A 19,650-nucleotide genomic window follows, 5' to 3' on the forward strand; every position below is an offset into this window, starting at 1 on the left:
ATTAAGACCATTTCTAGCTGCTGCTTATCGTTAATCAAGATTGTCAGCGGCGCTAGGGGCTATCATTTGGCCATTACAATACAACTTAATATTGCCCAATCGAATAGTGTTCAGTAAATCGTGGCGAATAGCAGCACTGGTCCACTCACACGCGCTTGGGCTGTCACTGTGTATCGACATTAGCCAAGTATTGCTCTCTTTAGCTGTTGCTGCAGCAAAGCGATGTCCTAACCATAGGGCATGAGTTAATGCGCGGAGAGTTTTAACCCGCCAAGGCTTTTTAATCAGTTGGTTTAAAGTAAAGCTCATACATAACATAGGCAGTTGTTGATAAGTAATAGGTAAAAGCTGGCGCAGTTGGGTCACTAAATCTTGTTGTAAGCTGTCAAGCTCAGAGTTTTGATCCAATGCTAACCAAATAGTGTCGTTATGACGGCAGCTAGTTAAATATTTTTGCACGGGCAATTGCTGTATAAAGCTATCCAGTATTTGGTGATAAAATGGCTCACCAAGCTCTAGTTTTAATTGCTGACTGTTGTGTAACTGTATGGCAATTAAACTCATATTAGACCGCTGTTCTAATTGTTGCACTTGCTGACAAAAGCGAATCCAATCCGATAAGGCGGTTTTATTATGGCTGGCATGTTGCTGTTGCCGAGCTTGACGCCAAAGTAGCAGCATTATCACTAAACTAATAAGCAAAGCGCCAATAACGTAAGCATGTTTAATCAGTTTGTTTTGCAGTTTTATATTGAGCTGCTGATATTTTTGAGCGGTTTCAAGTTGGCGCTTTAATTCGCTGTTCTCATTAATAGCATTATGGGTGCTGGTTAATTTGAGCTTGTTTTCTGAACTAAACTGCTCAAAACGTTTGCTGCTAGCATAGTCTAAACTGGTATAAGCGCGCTGCCATTGTTGTTTATCTGCCGCTATTTTTGCATCCAGACTATAAAATCTAAAATGCATAAATGCTGCAGATTTTGTTATTTCAGGCTCTACAATATCCAGTAGGTTTGTCGCTTGTTCAATAGCATTGGTGTCGTATAGTACTTCAGCTAAATTAATCATCGCTTCGTAGCGGGTGGTAATAATATTTTGCTGGCGAAATAACTCTATGGCTTCGGAGTAAAACTGTATTGCTTGTTGCGGTTGTTTTTCTATAACTGCTACTTTTGCATAAGACTGCAAGATTAACGCGACACGAAAGGCGTCATCTTGTTCGCGAGCCAATACCATGGCTTTGGCTAAACTCTCTTTAGCGAGTTGTACATGCTCAGTGTGTTCAGACCCCTCAGAGTTCTCGGCTGCCACTACATGCGCTTCAGCAATAAACACTAAAATATAGGTATAGTTACCTTTGCGTTGCAATTTGTCATATAGCGGTAAAGCTTGCTGAAAATGCTCTAAGGCCGTTTTGGTATCATCTAATTTTAAAAAAGCCTTACCTAAGCGAAAATGAATTGAGGCTAAAGCAGGCAGGTCATTTAATTTAGTGGCTAATTTTAGAGCTTCAGTAAACTGGTGATAGGCTAAGTTAAAATCATTATTAGGTAAGGCAAGTCGACCAATGGTAATTCTTGCTCGCAGCTCATAGTCAAAATGTTGCAAGTCTAAGGCCACTTCTAAACTACGTTGAGCGTAGGGCATCGCATTTTGTGGTTGGCCTAATTGATTATAAGCCTGAGCAAAGTTTTGTAGAACATCACCGTACAAGCTTTTACTTTCACGGCTATTTTCATCGGTTAATAATTTCTCAGCTTCTTTTAGTTGGGTAATCGCTAATTGAGTGTCACGAAATAATATGCCATATATTTTTGCTTTCATTAAATAACTGTAGGCGCGCAAATAACGACTATCGGCTAGCGATAACGCTTTATTAATGGCATCAAGCGCGGTGTCTTTATTTCTTAAATGTAATTGAGTCTCGGCCAACACCATATAGTCTCTAGCGGTAAAGCTTGACGGTAATTTTTGCAATAACTGCTCACTGACTAAGCCAGGGTTTGCAGCTGCAGCAATGATTCTTGGCTCTAATTCAATAGAAGCAGATACCCATAATGGAAAACACATTAATACTAAGATAATAAGGCGCATGGCTGAATATTGTTCCGCTTTTTTAACCAGTGTAGCGATATTATATGATGCCGACTAGCGGTAAAAGATGTTCATTAAAGCTTTAAAGAATTAATGACAATGTAAGGCTATATTTTTCAAGTTGTTAACTTGAAGTGCTGATTTAATATTATAGCTTTTATAATGTGTAATAATTAGAGCTTATATATTAGACAAAGTAGCGTTACTAAAATAAAGCGGCGCTAAGCATTGAAATTTAGCCTTAGCGGATTCATTAAGGTTAATTCAGGTGGCGCTCAGTCATAACTGTTACACTAGGCTTATTATGTCGCCCATTTTTATGCCACAGATTTTTATGTCAAAGCAATGCCAGTTAGGCTTAAATTTATAATGGCGCTCAATACTGCCGAGGTAATTATGTTTTCATCATCATTCAAGCAACAGACTAGTCAATGGCAACAGGCATTTGCTCAACGCCAGGCTGCCGGGCCGTTACAAAAACTTTTTGCTTGGTTAATGCTAGGTGTTTTTTTAGTTGTTGGCGCCGGTTTATTACTCTTTATGCTATTACTTAGCTGGATTGTGATCCCAATTATGCTATTTAGACACAGAGCCAAAGTTAAAGCTTGGCAGCAACAACGGCAACAGCATGCAACCGATCACGCTCAGACATCTGCACAGCGTGACCCTGCGGTTATTGAAGGCGAAGTGTTAGATAAAAAACAAGATTAATTGTTTAGCACTCTAATTATTAAGAACTTTAATTATTAAAAATTCTAATTGTTAATAACTTTGAGCTTGGCCTGAATGTAGTCACTATGGCGAATAAACAGTAAATCAGCAATTTTACGTATCATCGCCTCTTCATTTGGGTCTAATTCATTATCGGCATAAACTTGTTGCCATAACTGGTCCATTAATTTTAACCTAGTGTCATAACTCAGCAACTTTAACTCTTTAGTAAACTCATGTAATGATACTGCTTCATCAGCCCGCTTAATGGCTTGCTGGCACACCTCTTTAGCTTCAGCAGACGATAACGCTAATTCTTGTTGTAAATATTTTTCAACCAAATCAGTTTCTTCATTAGCTAAGCTGAAATCAGCATTCGCTAACATTAACATTAACGATACACTGGCAAACTGTTCGCTGTTTAAACCACAAACAGCGGCATGCTGATTATCTACTGGGCGATTGTTACTGCTAAGGTTATCAAGCAGAGTCTTAAATAATTGCAGCATAAAATTTCCTATACCTTTTGGTGTTTATTGAGTAGCGAGTTAGAGGTTACTAAGCTAGCTTTGTTGCATAAATAGTTGCTTCGCTTGCATTTAACCCGTTGCAACCACATTAACGGTTTAATAAAATTTTTCGCAACTAGTTTCAAAGCGTAAATCTATCGAAGCTTAAATGTTGCAAATTACTAGGTTGCACATAAAGAGGTGACAGTTGGCCATTATAATTACGCTCCTAATCGGCATTGTGATCATTAGCTTGGTGCTTTTTCTGCCCTATTGGCAACGTTATAAACGGCAGCGGTTAATGAAGCAACCTTTCTCTGCCGCTTGGCGGCAAATTCTGAAACAACGTATGCCTTTTTTTCGTGCCTTACCGGCTGATTTACAGTTACAGTTAAAACAACATATTCAGGTGTTTATTGCTGAAAAACAATTTATTGGCTGTGCCGGCGTTATAGTAACAGACGAAATGCGGGTGACTATAGCTGCTCAAGCGTGTTTATTATTGCTCAATCGGCCCAATTATTATTATCCAAAATTAAAACAAATTCTTATTTATCCTAGCGTGTTTGTCGTCAAGGGGCCGCAACGGGATGGAGCCGGGGTGATGCATCAGCAGCAGCGTTTATTATCTGGCGAATCTTGGGGTTTAGGTAAGGTGATTTTAAGTTGGGCCGATGCTAAAGAGGGCGCTGCTAATCCCAGCGATGGTCGCAATGTGGTGATCCATGAATTTGCCCATCAATTAGACCAAGAAAAAGGCATGGCAACTGGCGCACCTCTACTGGAGCGTAGTACCGACTATCAACAATGGTCTAAAGTGTTAGCAGCAGAGTTTAGTCAGTTACAGCGCCAAGTCGCGGTGGGTGAAGCCAGTTTGTTTGATGCTTATGGGGCCACTAATCCCGCCGAGTTTTTTGCTGTTATCTCAGAAGTGTTTTTTGAACAACCCAATGAGCTTTTTAGCCAACACCAAAAACTGTATCAACAACTCAGTCACTTTTATCGCGTCAATCCACTTAGCTGGCGCTAAAGTCAGAAGCCATCAGGCCAAAATAATGCACGTAATACTTGTAAGGTAACCATTATTATCAATAATGGAATAATAAAAGCACTTATTTTACTGGGTGCAGTATCACTTTTTTTGCCGAATTTTTCAGTTAGGCTAACCACTAACACTAAGCCAACTAATAGCACGGCTAAAATAATAAATAATGCCATAAAGACTCCGTATTTGCCGGCAGATTACAGGCTAGTGTAACTTAGGCTTGAAAAGCGAGCAAAAGCAAGTTGTTACTCTGTGCCCGCTTTTTACATCGTGATATGCTGCGCACTTTTTTGCTAGATATAAGGATAAGCGATGTCGTTAGAAATGTTATGGGCAATATTGGCTTTAGTTTCAGGGCTAGCATTATTAGTCTGGAGTGCTGATAAGTTTGTTGATGGCGCTGCGGCAACGGCAGGTTATGCTGGTATGCCGCCATTATTAATTGGTATGGTAATTGTCGGCTTTGGTACCTCGGCGCCTGAGATGGTGGTTTCTGCCATTGCCGCTATGGATGGTAACCCCGCTTTAGCTATTGGTAATGCTTATGGCTCTAACATTACTAATATTGCCTTAATCCTAGGTTTAGTGGCATTGATTAGCCCTATTGCTGTTAACTCACAAGTTGTGCGCAAAGAAATACCTATTTTAATGCTAGTCACCTTATTTGCGGGCTGGCAATTATATGATGGTCATTTAAGCCAAGCTGACGCTTGGGGGCTATTAGGCGTGTTTTTTGTGGTCATGGGTTGGTCTATTTGGCAGGGCATGCGTAATACTAAAGATAATTACAGCACCCAAACTGTCGCTGAGTTAAGCGAAAACGACATGACGCTAAAACAAGCGATTATGTGGTTAATCATCGGTTTAGTGTTATTGATTATCGCTTCTCGTTTAGTGGTATTTGGTGCCGTATTTATTGCCGAGAGTTTAGGTGTCAGTGACTTAGTCATAGGTTTAACGGTCGTTGCTATTGGTACTTCGTTACCCGAGTTAGCCGCCTCGCTTATCGCGATAAAAAAAGGCGAACATGATTTAGCCCTAGGTAATGTGATTGGTTCAAATTTATTTAATACCCTAGCCGTAGTAGGTATTGCTGCTGCAATAGAACCATTAACACTAGACTCAGTAGTATTAACTCGAGATTGGACCATAATGGCGTTATTAACCGCCGCTTTATTTATCATGAGCTATGGTTACAAAAAACAAGGTCGCATTAATCGGCTAGAAGGTGGCGTATTAATGCTAGTGTATTTTGGCTATACCGGTTATTTAGTCAGTACTGTTCTGGCTTAATAACAGCTTAGCGTTCGGCTAATTATCGGCACAAAATCGACTTGCATCGACGCTGTATGGTTTAAATTATAATGATGCTAGCCAATCTTATTAATAGCGGAGGCAATAAATGCAACTGAATCTTTCCAGCCATTTATTACGGGCGGGCTCTTATATAAATGGCGATTGGCATAGCAGCGATAAAACTTTTGCCGTTCGTAATCCAGCAGATGGTAGTGAGTTGCATCAAGTTGCCGATGCGGGTGCTGAGCAAGCATCCGCAGCAATTGCAGCAGCAAGCAAAGCCTTTAGCAGTTGGAGCTTGTTGCCGGCCGCTAAGCGTGCTGAGCTATTGTATAACTGGTATCTATTATTGGTTAAATACCAAACAGACCTCGCAATTATCCTGACTGCCGAACAAGGTAAGCCATTAGCTGAAGCTAAAGGTGAAATTAATTACGGCGGCTCGTATTTACAATGGTTTTCTGAGCAAGCAAAACGCCTAGATGGCGATACTATTCCTGCCCCTTCAGCCGATAAGCGCATAATTATCCAGCGCCAGGCTGTAGGCGTAGTCGCGGCTATCACACCTTGGAATTTCCCAAACGCTATGCTGATGCGTAAAGCGGCGGCGGCTTTAGCTGCGGGGTGCACCTTTGTGGTAAAGCCGGCACAGCAAACACCGCTTTCTGCGTTAGCAATGGCCGTATTAGCAGAGCAGGCTGGTATCCCAAAAGGGGTATTTAATGTGGTGGTCGGCACTAATGCAAAAGCTATAGGTGAAGTGTTAACGACCGATCGGCGGGTGGCAAAGTTTAGTTTCACCGGCTCTACGGCCGTGGGTAAAACACTAGCAGCGCAATGTGCTGCCGATGTAAAGCGAGTCACCATGGAGCTAGGGGGGAATGCGCCTTTTATTGTTTTTGATGATGCTGATTTAGAAGCGGCCGTGACTGGTTTACTGGCGTCCAAATTTCGTAATGCAGGCCAAACTTGTGTCTGTGCCAATCGGATTTTAATTCAAAAAAGTGTCTACCCGGCTTTTACTAAAAAATTGATAGCTGCCGTGAATAAACTAAAAGTCGGTTCTGGTTTAAGCCAAGATAGCGATATAGGGCCTTTAATCAGTACTGAGGCGTTAGAAAAAGTTGAAAAGCTAGTTAGTTCGGCTTTAAAGCAAGGCGCCAAAGTTGAGCTAGGTGCTCAGCGTCATGCTGCAGGTAAGCAGTTTTATGCGCCAACCATATTAAGTCAGGTAACGGCTGATATGGATATAAGTCAGCAAGAAATTTTTGGTCCCGTGGCAGCGTTGCAAACATTTACCGATGAAGCTGAAGCGATTAAGTTAGCCAATGATACGGAGTATGGTTTGGCTGCATACTTTTATAGTCGCGATATTGGTCGCGTATTTCGGGTCGCCCAGGCGCTACAATTCGGTATGGTTGGTATTAATGAAGGGGCTATCTCTAATGCCGCCGCCCCTTTTGGTGGCGTAAAGCATTCAGGTTATGGTCGCGAAGGCTCTAAATATGGTTTAGACGATTATACTGATATCAAATACTTATGTTTAGGTGGTTTGGCATAAAGGCATACGTTTCATCATAACTGCTACTTCATTGCTGATATTGATGGATATTTCTGCAAAAGAAGACTATTAGTTTAATAATCGAACAATTATTAAACTAATAGTTGACTTACCACCCTTAGAGACGATATAGTGCGTCCGGCTTGAGGGAAAGCCTAGTTTTATTTAAGTACAATCCGCAGTTTTAGTCATAAACCTTCGTTCTGTTATATCTAAATCTCAGTTTTCTTCCTGCTGAATTGCCTATTTTAAGGCGTCAATATTTTTTAATTTATTCAGGATTTTAATTATGTCTAATACTGTTACTGGTACCGTTAAGTGGTTCAACGAAGCTAAAGGTTTTGGTTTTATTGAGCAAGCATCTGGTCCAGACGTATTTGCCCATTTCAGCGCTATCAAAAGCGACGGTTTCAAAACTTTAGCTGAAGGCCAACAAGTACAATTTACTTTAAGCCAAGGTCAAAAAGGCCCACAAGCTGAAAACATCGTTTGCATCTAATTGTAAATTAAGCAGTTTTGCAATTAGCAGAACTAAGCTTAAATAACAAATGCATATCCTAAGGCCTTATTTTAAGGCCTTAGTTGTTTTTGTTGATCCGGAATAATTTTTGTCAAAATAATATTAGCTGTCGTAGCCTAGGTTATTTATCGGTGACAAGTTAACCGAAACGCTTTAACATCCTGTTATTGCAGTTAGGAATAATTAATATCATGCTCAAATTCAATGAATCTTTACCGATGAAGTTGGTTGCCGCCAGAGAAGTCACGATGTCTTTTTTTCGGCCTATATTGCATGAAGTTGATTTTACCGATCAGCAATGGCGCGTGTTAAGAGCCTTAAGTGAGTTTAGTGGTTTAGAGTTTAAAGAGTTAGCCAAGCTAACCTGTATTCTAAGTCCAAGTTTAACTGGTATTATTAAGCGCCTTGAAGAACGAAACTTAATTTATCGTGAAAAATCTCAACAAGATCAGCGCTGTACATTGTTATTTTTAACTCCTGAAGCAACGCAAATTGTTGATGAAGTCAGTGTGCAGATAGAAAAACGTTATGCGCAATTTAAGAAAAAATTTGGCGCAAAAAAATTAGAGCGTTTACTAAAGCTATTAGATGAAGTCGAGACTTTACCTTTCTTTTAATTCCTTACCTCAGCAATAATAAGCTTGCAGCAATGAATTCAAACGGGTTACTTGCAAGCCAAGCTCAAGCCCTGTCTAGTTAAATTCTGTCGAAAGCGAACATTTACTACTTCAGCTTTATCCTTCACTGATGATTTATCCCTATTATTTCTAAAAAATATTAACCGTACAATATAGCTATATGAACCTTATCTTGAATAAAATTTTTGTGTGAGTTTTAATCAAATTCTAATTGATTGATTCACTTAAAATTATTTAACTTGTTAAGTTATACTTGGCGATATTTTAGTGCGTTATGTATGGTATTTTTATTCTCAAATTAAAATTTTAATTGATTTGTTTTAGAGTAAATACGTTACCTAAATATAATTTATTTTTTATCATTAGTAATTAATTGATATATAACAATATGTTGATTTGTTGTCTGTGATAAAAGCCCTTGTTTTTAGCAGGGTTGCCTTTTGCTTACTTGACACGACTACTTATTAAGCAATAGATTGAGCTAACAGTTAAAGTTAACATGCTAACTATTAAAGGGTAGGAATATGTCGAATGGTAAAGCGAAGTACACTTATATTGCTTTAGCAATAAGCGCTGCATTAACAAGCTCACTTGCTCAAGCTCAACAAGAAGATGAATTTAAAGGTATTGAAAAAATTGTAGTCACTGCGCAAAAGCGGGTGCAAAGTTTGCAAGAAGTACCGGCATCTATATCGGCCTTTGGTGCCAATGAGATGAAAGAAAATCAAATGGTTAAAATTGACGATGTTATCTCGGCAACACCTAACCTTAGTTTTACCCCTTTCTCCGAAGCCGACCCACAGTTATCTATTCGTGGTATTAGCTCAACTGCAGACGGTGTCGGTGGCGATCCTTCTGTAGTCGTTTTTATTAATGATATTGCAATTAACCGAGCAGGTGGCGCTAACTTAGACATTTATGACTTAGAGCGAGTTGAAGTTATGCGCGGCCCGCAGGGCACTTTATATGGCAAAAATGCTGTTGGTGGAGCCATTAATTTTATTACTAAAGCTCCAGAAGAGTTTTTTAGTGCAGAAGTCTCTGCCACTTTAGGTGACTATAATTTAAGAGAGCTTAAAGGTCACGTTAACTTTGCTATTGCTAGTGATACTGCAGTACGTATTTCCGGATTAACTAAAGACCGTGATGGTTTCCAGAAAAACCTGGTTACTGGAAAAGATGTTGATGATGCTAATACTAAGAGCATTAGAGGGCAGATATCCCACAGCTTTGATAATGGTCTTGATGTGTTAGTCAGTACAGAATATACCAAAAATGATACTGCAGCGGGTAGCCGAGTACCCTTTCCAATTGGTACCTTCGTTACAGACGGTTATGATGATGCTGGCTTAGTGCCAAATGACAATCCACGAGAAGTTGAACCCAATACAGATGGTTACTTTAAGCGCGATGTATCCAATAGTTTTGTTAAAATCACCAAAGAATTAGATATCGGTACCGTCACTTCACTTACTTCGTATCGACATACTAAGTTTGATTGGTTACAAGATTTAGTTGGTTTGCCTATTAGTGTGGTGCAATTAAAAACAGTAAATTTAGCTACCGAAAAAGATAAGCAATTTACTCAAGAATTGCGTATTAACGGTTTAAGCATGGCAGACAAGCTTAACTGGGTAGCAGGTGTTTATTATTCAACAGAAGATGTAGACCGCACCGAAAGCTACGATAGAACGTACCGCTTTTTATCTACTCAGCAGCCGTTACCGGGTAAATCATTAGTGTCTTTCCCTGAGTTTGATCAATTTGCCACTATTGAATCAAAAGCGGTGTTTGCTCAAGGTACTTATGCTTTTACTGATAAATTAAATGTGACCATTGGTGGCCGCTATACGGTTGACGATAAAGATATCGATTTAGCCATAAACGATTTATTAGCCGGTAAAACACCAGGTCCAGATGAGATTTTTACCTTAGCCCCAGCCGATGAAGTTTATGCTATTACAGCATCTGACTCTTGGAGCTCATTCACGCCTAAAATTGCCGTTGATTATCAATTAACAGCCGATGCTATGATCTATACCTCTGCAAGCAAAGGCTATAAAGCAGGCGGCTTCCAAAGTGCTCCAAGTAATAAAATCTCTGCCGAGCAATCATTTGATCCAGAAGAAGTTATTAACTATGAAATTGGCGCTAAAACTCAATGGTTTAATAACAAAGTACGCTTAAACTCTAACTTGTTCTACATGGATTATTCTAACTTACAGTTCTTCGAGCTAGTGGGAACTGGTGCCGATAGTTTGTTAGTAGTACAAAGCACTAATGCTGAAATTAAAGGCTTAGAATTAGAAATGCTAGTGCGACCAACCCAAGATTTACAGTTAGGCTTTAACTATGCGTTATTGGATACCGAACTGGGTGCATATATTAACGCCGCCGGTAAAGACTTTACTGGGAATAAGTTATCGCGCTCACCCGAGTCTAGCTACAGCTTATCTGCGCAATATTGGTTAGATTTAGCAGGTAAAGGCACGATGTCGTTCCGTACGGCTTATGAATATACCGGTGATCAATTTTTTGATGCTAACAATGACCCTGTTGTTGGTGGTGAGTCTGGCTATGGTTTATTGAATGCCAGTGTTCGTTACGAGTCAACCAGTGGTGATTGGAACGTAACGGCTTGGGCCAAAAACCTAACGGATGAGCTTTATCGTTCTACTTCAATTACTGCTGCAGATACTGGATTTGCTCGTATTGGTAACCCAAGAACAGTAGGTGTTACTTTCAATATGTACTTCGAGTAAAGCAGTAGGGTTAATCTATAACAAAATTTAAAGGTGTCTAAATACTTGTATGCTAAGTGTTTAAGCACCTTAAGTTGGTGAGGCATATATGCGTTTAAAAAATAAAGTAGCCATTATTACTGGTGGAGCCAAAGGTTTCGGTGCGGCTATGGTTCGTTTGTTCGTTGCTCAAGGAGCGAAAGTTATCCTAGCGGATATTGATAGCGAAAACGGTCAAGCGATAGCGGCCGAGTTGGGTGAAAACTGTCTATTTATGCGTTGTGATCATTGCGATAAAGCTAACAATGAATTGGTAGTAAAAACCGCGGTAGATACGTGGGGCGGCATCGACATTTTAATTAATAATGCAGGTATTGGCTGGACAGGTGATTTTATTGACGCTGATGATGAAGTACTGCAAAGGTTAATGACGATAAACCTAACCGGCCAATGGAATTTAACTCAAGCCGCTTTACCAGAATTAAGAAAAAGTGCCAAAAACAATGCCAATGGCACAGCGTTATTATTTACCTCATCTGGCCTTGGCTTGTATGGCGTAACTAAATCTTCTGCTTATACCGTATCAAAGCATGCTGTTATTGGTTTAATGCGCTCGTTAGCGGCTGAGTTAGGCCCTGAAAACATTCGAGTAAACGCTATTTGCCCTGGTATTGCTGATACCAATTTAGCGCGCAGCACAACCGCTTGGGGCGATGTCGATCAAGTTCTAAGTAAACTGGCTGAAAACACACCGTTACGCAAGTTAGCTGAGCCTATCGATATTGCCAATGCGGCACTATTTTTAGCGTCTGACGAAGGCCGTATGGTGCATTGCGTGGCATTACGGGTTGATGGCGGTGCACATACCTAAGCCATTGGTCTAGGTCTTGGTTAATCAGATTAAATTAAGTAAGGCGTCATAATAATGCTAATGCCAGATTATCAAGTTGCTGGTTCAGGTGAAACCACCATTTATTTACTGCACGGTGCCTATGGTTCAAAAGACTATTGGCAGTATGAAATTAAATTATTAGTTGAACAAGGCTATCGCGTAGTGGCTTGGGACGCACCAGGCTACGGCATAAGCCCACTGCCTGCGCAGTATTCAATCCGATTTTTAGCCCAAAGCTTTGTTAAGTTGCTTTATGCAACCTGTAGCAAGAGAAATATATTATTTGGCCATAGTATGGGTGGGATTATTGCGCCAATGGTATATGCCTTAGCACCTGAAAAAATTAATGCTTTAGTCATTTCGGCCACGGTGGAATCTTTAGGTCATTTGTCTAAAGAGTTTCAAGATAACTTTATCCGTGAGCGAATTGCACCGTTGAATGCTGGTGTTGCCTTAGCCGATGCCGCTGCGCCATTAATTAACGCCATGATGGGGCCTAAATCTACGGGCGCTCTGGTCGAGAAAGTGAAGCAAGTCGCATTAAGCACACCTATCGACACCTTTAAAGCCGCTATTCGCGCCATTGTTGAATACGATGGTCGTGGTGCAGTTGCTAAAATAAAAGTGCCTACGTTATGTATTGCCGGTGAGTTTGACCCTATCGGTAAGGTTGACATTATGGCTGAAATGGCCAGTAAAATTGACAGCAGCACATTTACAGTCATCGATGGCACTGCACACTATGCTTGGGCCGAACAGCCTGAAGTTTTTAATCAAAAGTTATTCGCTTTTTTACGTCTAGCGCTTAAGCAGTAACGGTTCATTAGTATGCCGTTGCTGTTTTTATTGTTTTCATCGCGGGTAAAACTGGTCACTAAATATTAAGGTAAAACTAATGTTGAAAATAGAAAATAAAATTAAATTAACCATTAAAGATACTAATAAAAGCCCGTTTTTAACCGGTTTATTTCAATCGATGGATACCGAATATACGGCGGACACCGATAGCCTAGAAGTGATTGGCGAAATTCCACAAGATATCGCTGGTGTATTTGTGCGTAACACCCATAACCAAGTTCACGAACCAATGGGCCATTATCATCCCTTTGATGGTGATGCCATGTTACATGCCGCTTATTTTAAAGATGGTAAAATGGAGTATCGTAATCGCTTTGTCCACACTACGGGTTACCTTGCTGAGCAAGCGGCCGGTAAGTCTTTATGGCCAGGTTTGCTGCACCCACAAGATGCGACTCGTCGTGGTTGGGGGGCTATTGGTGCCATGAAAGATAATGCTGGCACAGACGTTATTTGTCATGCTGGTAAGTTAATTGCTGTGATGTCGCAAGGTAGTGAGCCGTATCGTTTAGACCCGCGCACCTTAGAGAATTTAGGCGTGGATGCCAGCTGGGCCAAGCAAGTTAAAGAGGGCATTGCCGGTGAGTTTAAAGTAGACCACAAAACCGGTGATATGATTTTCCAAAACTACCCAATGACACCGCCATATATGAACTATGGTGTGGTCAATAAGCATAACGAGTTAGTGCATTATGTGCCAATTGAGTTACCTGGTGCGCGCTGGCCCCATGATTTAGGCATGACAGAAAACTACAGTATTCTGCATGACCTGCCATTCTTTTTCTCTGACGATAATACCGGTGGTAAGCCTAAGTTAGAGTTTTATCCTGAAGTGAAATCCCGTTTCGGCGTGATCCCACGTTATGGCCGCTCAGAAGATGTGCGCTGGTTTGAAGCCACGCCATGCTTTGTATTGCACCTAGCTAACTGCTATGAAGATGGTGATGAAATTATCATGGACGGCTGTATTTCGTTAAACCCAGCCATGCCAGCAGTGGGTGATACCACCGATATGGATGCAAAAATATTACAACATTTAGATAAGCATAATACCCAAACTCGCTTATATCGCTGGCGCTTTAACTTGAAAACGGGCGAAACCAAAGAGCAGTTTTTAGATCAAGAAGTAGTCGAGTTTCCGGTTTGTCGCAATGATTATAAAGGCTATAAATATAATTTTGCTTATACCAGCTTATTTGAAGCCGGGACTTGGAATATGTATGGCTTTAAAAAGTTTAATTTGTCCGCCGGAACCAGTGAGCGTTATGAATATGGTGAAAATCGCTATGGCGGTGAAGTACATATCGCTGCAAAGCTTAATGGCATAGATGAAGACGACGCTTATATTATAACTTTTGTTCAAGATATGAATTTAGATCGCTCGGAATGTATTTTAATTGATGCCAAAAATATTGCGGCCGGCCCAGTCGCTCGGATTATTTTACCGCAACGTATCACTGCTGGCACGCATGCTTGTTGGGTTGAGTTAGATCGGATGAATGGTGAAAGATAAATGAGCGCGGCAATTAACTTAGTTTTGCTCCCTGGCTTAAACAATACTCAGGAAATCTGGCAGCCATTGTTAGCGCACTTGCCTAGCGAGGTTAACGCCTATGCATTGCAGTGCCCAACTGTAGATGATGTGGATGCGATTGCCGATAGTTTGTTAGCTGAATTACCCGCGCAGTTTTATTTGTGTGGCTTTTCATTCGGTGGTTATGTGGCGCTGTCTATTTTGCATCGTTATCCACAGCGGGTGCAGGGGCTTATTTTAGCCGGTACCAGCGCAAAAGCCGATTCGCCGCAACAAGTTGAGTTTCGCCGCAGTTTAATCGCGCGGTTACAAACCGAAGATTATCAGCAGATGATTAATCAGCAAGCGAGTAAAGCTTTTCATGCTGATAGCTTACTTAAACCGGAATTAATGCGAATTCGCCGTTCAATGATCAACAACTATGGTGCAGAGCGCTTTGTTGCTCATTTACAGGCCTGTATTGCCCGGCCAGATCGTGAGCAAGTATTAACCGATATGACGATACCGTTATTAGTGATATCTGCGGTAGAGGATCAAGTGATGAGTATGGATAGCCAATTGGCCATGGCCAAGCTAGCTAAGGACGCTGAACTTGCCATTATACAACATTCTGGTCACTTAATGCCGTTAGAACAGCCTGAGCAATTTGCTGCTGCGCTAATGAATTGGTTAACAAATTATATAGGACACGACCCAAAATGAATAAGCTACTGCTAGCCTGCTTTTTATTAAGTTGTTTTTATCCTCAAGCTTATGCCAAAGATATGCAGCAAACCTGTTTATCGGTACAAGAGATATTACCTGAAGGTATTCAGTTAACTGCACCACCAAAGTTAGTCGAAATGGCTGGCTTGCCGGAGTTTTGTCAAATTAACGGCAAAATGGACGGCTATATTGGTTTTGAAACTCGGTTGCCACTTCAAAAGTGGAATGGCAAGTTTATGATGGCGGGATGTGGCGGTTTATGTGGTGACGTGGTTGCCGATAAAACCGGCTACTCTAATTCAATCAACTTTGCGGTGGCGCGTGGTTATGCGGCAACAGCGCATGATAGTGGCCATAGCGGTAAAAGTTCAGGCAGAGATTGGATTGAAGAAGATCCTATCCAATTAGATTATTGGGCATATCAGTCTATCCCTGCGGTGGCTGAATTGAGCAAGCAGTTAGTGGCTAACTTTTACGGCAAAAAAGCCAAACAAAACTATTTTGCTGGTTGCTCTAATGGTGGTCGAATGGGCTTTATTGCAGCCCAGCGTTACCCGGATTTATTTGATGGTATTGCCGCTGGAGGTTCTATTATTGATTGGACGCTGAACTCTGGGCTATATGGCGCTTGGGTGATGCAACATCTGCATTTACCAAACGGCGTTAGTCGTTTTAGTCCAGATAATATTGAGCTATTACGTCAAGAAGTAATTGCTCAATGTGACAGTTTAGACGGTGTTAAAGACCAAGTCGTGTCTAATCCACAAGCTTGCCAGCTCGATTTCAGCAAATTATCGTGCTCTAACCAAAACGAAACAGATTGCTTCAATGATAATCAAATTGAACATGTTAAAGCCGTGTATGCCGGTGTGACAGATAAAACCGGTAAGAAATTATTTACTGGTGTGCCTTATGGATCAGAGCAGCTATGGTCAATTTGGTGGTTAGGTAATGGTAAGCAAGCCGGTTGGGGCGCGTTAGCATCACAAAGTTTCCAAAATATGCTTTACAAACAACCTATTGGCCATAGTGTTGATATTCATAGCATTGATGTGGTTGATAACCTGCAAGCATTACAAAATGGTGACTTAGCACGAGTGGGCAATGCGGTTAATTTAGACTTAAGCCAAATAGAAAAAAATAAAACCAAGTTTTTTATCTATCACGGCTGGGCCGATCCATTAATTCCACCAGGAAGAACAGTTGAATATTATCAACAGGCCTATGCTCAAAGCCAAGATAAACAAGCCTTTACCGATAACATCCGCATGTTTATGGTGCCAGGTAATGGCCACTGCTGGGAGCAAAAAGGTGTAGCACCTGATTTGTTCGATCCTTTAATGGTATTAGAAGATTGGGTAGAAAAAGGCCAAGCACCATACAAAGTTGTGACGTATGAAAACGAAGTGGGTAAGGGAGATAACACCCGCTTATTATGTCCATTCCCGCAACAAGCTCAGTACAAAGGCAAAGGCGACATTAAAAGTCATAAAAACTATCAGTGCAAATAGCAACGTTTTGACCCTATATATTCAGATAAAAGGTACAGCATAATGGCAACGAAAACAGAATTTTTAGCAACGCCAGATAAACAAAACTTTATTAACGGTCAGTGGGTTGCTTCTGTAAGCGGCGAGATGATTGACAGTATTAATCCAGCGACAGGTAAGTTAAACGGCCGTATCCCTGCTAGTAATAAACAAGATATAGACGCTGCTGTTGCCGCTGCTCGTGCTGCTTTTACTGACGGTGCTTGGCATGATTGCACGCCATCTGAGCGGTCAATATTATTATGGAAACTAGCCGATTTAGTCGAGCAGCACGCCGAAGAATTAGCCTACTTAGAAACAATCGATCAAGGTAAACCATTAAGTCATGCCATATCAGAAATGAAAGGTGTTGCCGGCCAATATCGCTTTTACGCCGGTATGGCGACAAAAATCCAAGGTGAAACCTATTCACAATCGATGGACAGACATAACCCCGCAGGTAAAAAAACCTTAGCTTATTCGGTAAAAGAGCCAATTGGGGTTGTGGCTGCCATAGTACCGTGGAATGCACCGTTAATTTTATTAGCCTTTAAATTAGCACCAGCTTTAGCCACAGGTTGCAGTGTGGTGGTTAAACCGGCTGAGTTAACTTCATTAAGCACGTTAAAATTTGCTGAGCTTATTCAGCAAGCGGGTTTCCCTGCTGGTGCCGTCAATATAGTCTGTGGCTATGGCCATACCGCTGGCGCTGCTTTAGCAGAGCATACTGATGTTGATAAAGTTAGCTTTACCGGTTCAACCAAAACTGGCAAAGCCATTATAGATGCCGCCAAAACTAACTTGAAAAAAGTCTCTTTAGAGTTGGGGGGTAAATCACCGGTAGTTGTACTGCCAGATGCCAATATTGCAGAAGCGATTACCGGTGCAGTGCGTGCTATTACCTATAACAGTGGTCAAATTTGTATTGCCGGATCGCGGTTATATGCCCACGAAGCTATTTATGATCAATTAGTTTCTGGCATTGTTAAGGTGTTTAAAACCTTAAAAATTGGTGACGGTATCAAAGCAGATACTATGATTGGTCCAATGGTTAATCAGCACCAAGCTAATATCGTAAAATCTTATATTGATGCGGGTATTGCTGAAGGCGCAGAGTTATTAACAGGTGGTAATCAGTTTGGCGACACTAACTGCTTTATTGAGCCAACAGTATTGTCTAATGTAAATAACACAATGAAATGCGTGCAAGAAGAAATTTTTGGTCCGGTACTAGTCTGCCAAAAATTTAGCGATGTCAGTGAAATACCAGCATTAGCGAACGATACTATTTATGGCTTAGGCGCCAGTATTTGGACTCAAGATATTAGTGTTGCTAATCGTTTAGCCAGTCAAATAAAGGCCGGTGTAGTATGGATTAATGGTCACAATGTGTTTGACCCAGCCTTTCCAATGGGCGGATACAAACAGTCAGGCTGGTCAAGAGATGCCGGTACTCAAGCAGTAGAAAACTTCTTAGAGACTAAAACAATCATCACTTTGATATAGGTTAATTTTGCTTAGGTTCAGTAGCGATTAAAGTGCTAATGGACCTAAGCCACCATAAAAAATAGGCAATTCTATGAGCTCTGAGACAGTGATAACGTCAACACCAGCTGATTCAACTAAGGCGGAAACGGCAAGCACAGCGACGCCTAACCCAGCGATAGCCAAGGCAACAGTACTGCCAGCTTTGGTTAAGCATGAAAATCCGGTTTATTCTTGGTACGTGGTTATTATACTAATGCTGTGTTACGCGTTAGCCTTTATTGACCGACAAATTTTAAGTTTATTAGTTGACCCCATTAAAGCCGACTTAGGTATCAGTGATACTCAGTTTGGGTTGCTGCAAGGCTTAGCTTTTGCGTTATTTTATACCTTTGTTGGCTTGTTTTTAGCCAATTTAGCCGATAAGAAAAAGCGAGTGAAAATTATCGCCATTGGTGTAGCGGCCTGGAGCGTAATGACCGCGATGTGTGGTTTAAGCAAAAGCTTCTTCCATATGTTTTTAGCCCGAGTCGGTGTTGCTGTGGGTGAGGCCGCATTATCACCCGCCGCTTATTCAATAATTAGTGATTACTTCCCAAAACGAAAACTGGGTAAAGCCATGAGCGTTTACACCGCGGGCGTTTATTTAGGCAGTGGTTTAGCGTTTTTAATTGGTGGTTTGTTAATTGTTGCCTTGCCAGATTCGTTAACCTTACCCATCGTTGGTGAGCTTAAAAATTGGCAATTAATTTTTATTAGTATTGGTTTGCCTGGATTGTTGTTTGCGTTGTTATCGCTGACCATTAGAGAGCCTAAGCGTGGTCGTTATCAAACAGCTACAGATATTAAAGTTGATAAGCCCAGTAGCGTTGAGAACGAGCAGTCAATCACACATTCGTTAAAATTCTTTAAAAGCAAATGGCCGATGTTTGTCCAGCATAATATCGGTTTCGCAATGCTGACTTTAGTTGGCTACGCTTTTCATTCTTGGGCGCCTAGTTTTTTTATCCGTACTATGGCATGGTCACCAGAAAAAACCGGTATGGTATATGGGACTATAGCCATTATCGCTTCGCCTTTAGGCGTGTTATGTGGAGGTATCTTAGGCGATTGGATTTTAAAACGAGGCTATAACGACGCATTTTTTAAAGTCCCTTTCTATGGTGCTATCGCCTTATTGTTACCCGCAGGTTTTGCTACTTTAACCACAGATACGACGCTGGTGTTAACTTTAATTACCTTATTGATGTTTTTCTCAAGTTTTCATGGTGGTATGGCCGTTGCTTCACTACACACTATTACGCCTATTCAATATCGAGCCCAAGCAACCGCGATATATTTATTTGTGATTAACTTAATAGGTCTAGGCCTAGGGCCAGTATTAGTGGCGGTATTAACCGACTATGTATTCCAAGATCCTACCGCTGTTGGTAAATCTCTATCTTTAGTGAGCTTTATTATTATCCCTATAGCAATACTGCTATTGTGGAGAACGAAAGCCATGTACAACCGAAAATATAATCAAAAATAGC

At 41.0% G+C, this 19,650-nt stretch carries 17 protein-coding genes; 14 read left to right on the plus strand and 3 right to left on the minus strand.

Annotated features, from left to right (window positions below):
* Positions 1–30: 30 nt before the first annotated feature.
* Positions 31–2,094: a tetratricopeptide repeat protein gene (locus tag BI198_RS02920; RefSeq protein ID WP_070048209.1), complete on the minus strand. Its 2,064-nt coding sequence runs from the start codon at positions 2,092–2,094 to the stop codon at positions 31–33.
* A 369-nt stretch (positions 2,095–2,463) separates the two neighbouring features.
* On the opposite strand from BI198_RS02920, the gene BI198_RS02925 reads away from it, so the two are divergent.
* Entirely contained in the window at positions 2,464–2,805 is a 342-nt protein-coding gene (locus BI198_RS02925) for a hypothetical protein (RefSeq protein ID WP_235605204.1), read from the plus strand.
* Positions 2,806–2,849: 44 nt separating this feature from the next.
* Here the strand turns inward: BI198_RS02925 and BI198_RS02930 are convergent, their stop codons facing one another.
* On the minus strand, positions 2,850–3,314 hold the full coding sequence (locus tag BI198_RS02930) for a tellurite resistance TerB family protein (RefSeq protein ID WP_070048210.1): 465 nt from the start codon (positions 3,312–3,314) through the stop codon (positions 2,850–2,852).
* 256 nt (positions 3,315–3,570) lie between these two features.
* On the opposite strand from BI198_RS02930, the gene BI198_RS02935 reads away from it, so the two are divergent.
* A complete protein-coding gene (locus BI198_RS02935; RefSeq protein ID WP_268793913.1) occupies positions 3,571–4,344 on the plus strand; it encodes a M90 family metallopeptidase in 774 nt (257 codons plus the stop codon).
* 2 nt (positions 4,345–4,346) lie between these two features.
* Here BI198_RS02935 and BI198_RS02940 read toward each other — a convergent pair whose 3' ends face one another.
* Positions 4,347–4,532 carry a hypothetical protein gene (locus BI198_RS02940; RefSeq protein WP_070048212.1) on the minus strand — a complete coding sequence of 62 codons (186 nt, stop codon included), beginning with the start codon at positions 4,530–4,532 and terminating at the stop codon, positions 4,347–4,349.
* A gap of 139 nt (positions 4,533–4,671) precedes the next feature.
* Here BI198_RS02940 and BI198_RS02945 point away from each other — a divergent pair, with 139 nt between their 5' ends.
* From BI198_RS02945 to BI198_RS03000, 12 genes are all read left to right on the plus strand, one after another.
* Positions 4,672–5,652: a calcium/sodium antiporter gene (locus tag BI198_RS02945; RefSeq protein WP_394331515.1), complete on the plus strand. Its 981-nt coding sequence runs from the start codon at positions 4,672–4,674 to the stop codon at positions 5,650–5,652.
* A gap of 109 nt (positions 5,653–5,761) precedes the next feature.
* A complete protein-coding gene (locus BI198_RS02950) occupies positions 5,762–7,216 on the plus strand; it encodes an NAD-dependent succinate-semialdehyde dehydrogenase (RefSeq protein ID WP_070048213.1) in 1,455 nt (484 codons plus the stop codon).
* Positions 7,217–7,505: 289 nt separating this feature from the next.
* On the plus strand, positions 7,506–7,715 hold the full coding sequence (locus BI198_RS02955) for a cold-shock protein (protein ID WP_070048214.1): 210 nt from the start codon (positions 7,506–7,508) through the stop codon (positions 7,713–7,715).
* Between the two features lie 212 nt (positions 7,716–7,927).
* Complete coding sequence (gene hpaR / locus BI198_RS02960; protein WP_070048215.1) at positions 7,928–8,353, plus strand: homoprotocatechuate degradation operon regulator HpaR; 426 nt, start codon at positions 7,928–7,930, stop codon at positions 8,351–8,353.
* A 545-nt stretch (positions 8,354–8,898) separates the two neighbouring features.
* Entirely contained in the window at positions 8,899–11,136 is a 2,238-nt protein-coding gene (locus BI198_RS02965; RefSeq protein WP_070048216.1) for a TonB-dependent receptor, read from the plus strand.
* Between the two features lie 88 nt (positions 11,137–11,224).
* Positions 11,225–11,986, plus strand: a complete 762-nt coding sequence (locus BI198_RS02970; protein WP_070048217.1) for an SDR family NAD(P)-dependent oxidoreductase — start codon at positions 11,225–11,227, stop codon at positions 11,984–11,986.
* Between the two features lie 54 nt (positions 11,987–12,040).
* Positions 12,041–12,823 carry an alpha/beta fold hydrolase gene (locus tag BI198_RS02975; protein ID WP_070048218.1) on the plus strand — a complete coding sequence of 261 codons (783 nt, stop codon included), beginning with the start codon at positions 12,041–12,043 and terminating at the stop codon, positions 12,821–12,823.
* A 79-nt stretch (positions 12,824–12,902) separates the two neighbouring features.
* Positions 12,903–14,378 carry a carotenoid oxygenase family protein gene (locus tag BI198_RS02980; RefSeq protein WP_070048219.1) on the plus strand — a complete coding sequence of 492 codons (1,476 nt, stop codon included), beginning with the start codon at positions 12,903–12,905 and terminating at the stop codon, positions 14,376–14,378.
* Complete coding sequence (locus BI198_RS02985; protein WP_070048220.1) at positions 14,379–15,101, plus strand: alpha/beta fold hydrolase; 723 nt, start codon at positions 14,379–14,381, stop codon at positions 15,099–15,101.
* Positions 15,098–16,615, plus strand: coding sequence for a tannase/feruloyl esterase family alpha/beta hydrolase (locus BI198_RS02990; protein WP_070048221.1), 1,518 nt, complete (start codon positions 15,098–15,100; stop codon positions 16,613–16,615). Before BI198_RS02985 ends, BI198_RS02990 begins: the two co-directional genes overlap by 4 nt.
* A gap of 42 nt (positions 16,616–16,657) precedes the next feature.
* Positions 16,658–18,139 carry an aldehyde dehydrogenase family protein gene (locus BI198_RS02995; protein ID WP_070048222.1) on the plus strand — a complete coding sequence of 494 codons (1,482 nt, stop codon included), beginning with the start codon at positions 16,658–16,660 and terminating at the stop codon, positions 18,137–18,139.
* A 73-nt stretch (positions 18,140–18,212) separates the two neighbouring features.
* Positions 18,213–19,649, plus strand: a complete 1,437-nt coding sequence (locus BI198_RS03000) for a spinster family MFS transporter (protein ID WP_083256539.1) — start codon at positions 18,213–18,215, stop codon at positions 19,647–19,649.
* The last annotated feature ends 1 nt before the right edge of the window (position 19,650 follow it).

Origin of the sequence: Rheinheimera salexigens (assembly GCF_001752395.1) — a bacterium.
Lineage (GTDB): Bacteria > Pseudomonadota > Gammaproteobacteria > Enterobacterales > Alteromonadaceae > Alishewanella > Alishewanella salexigens.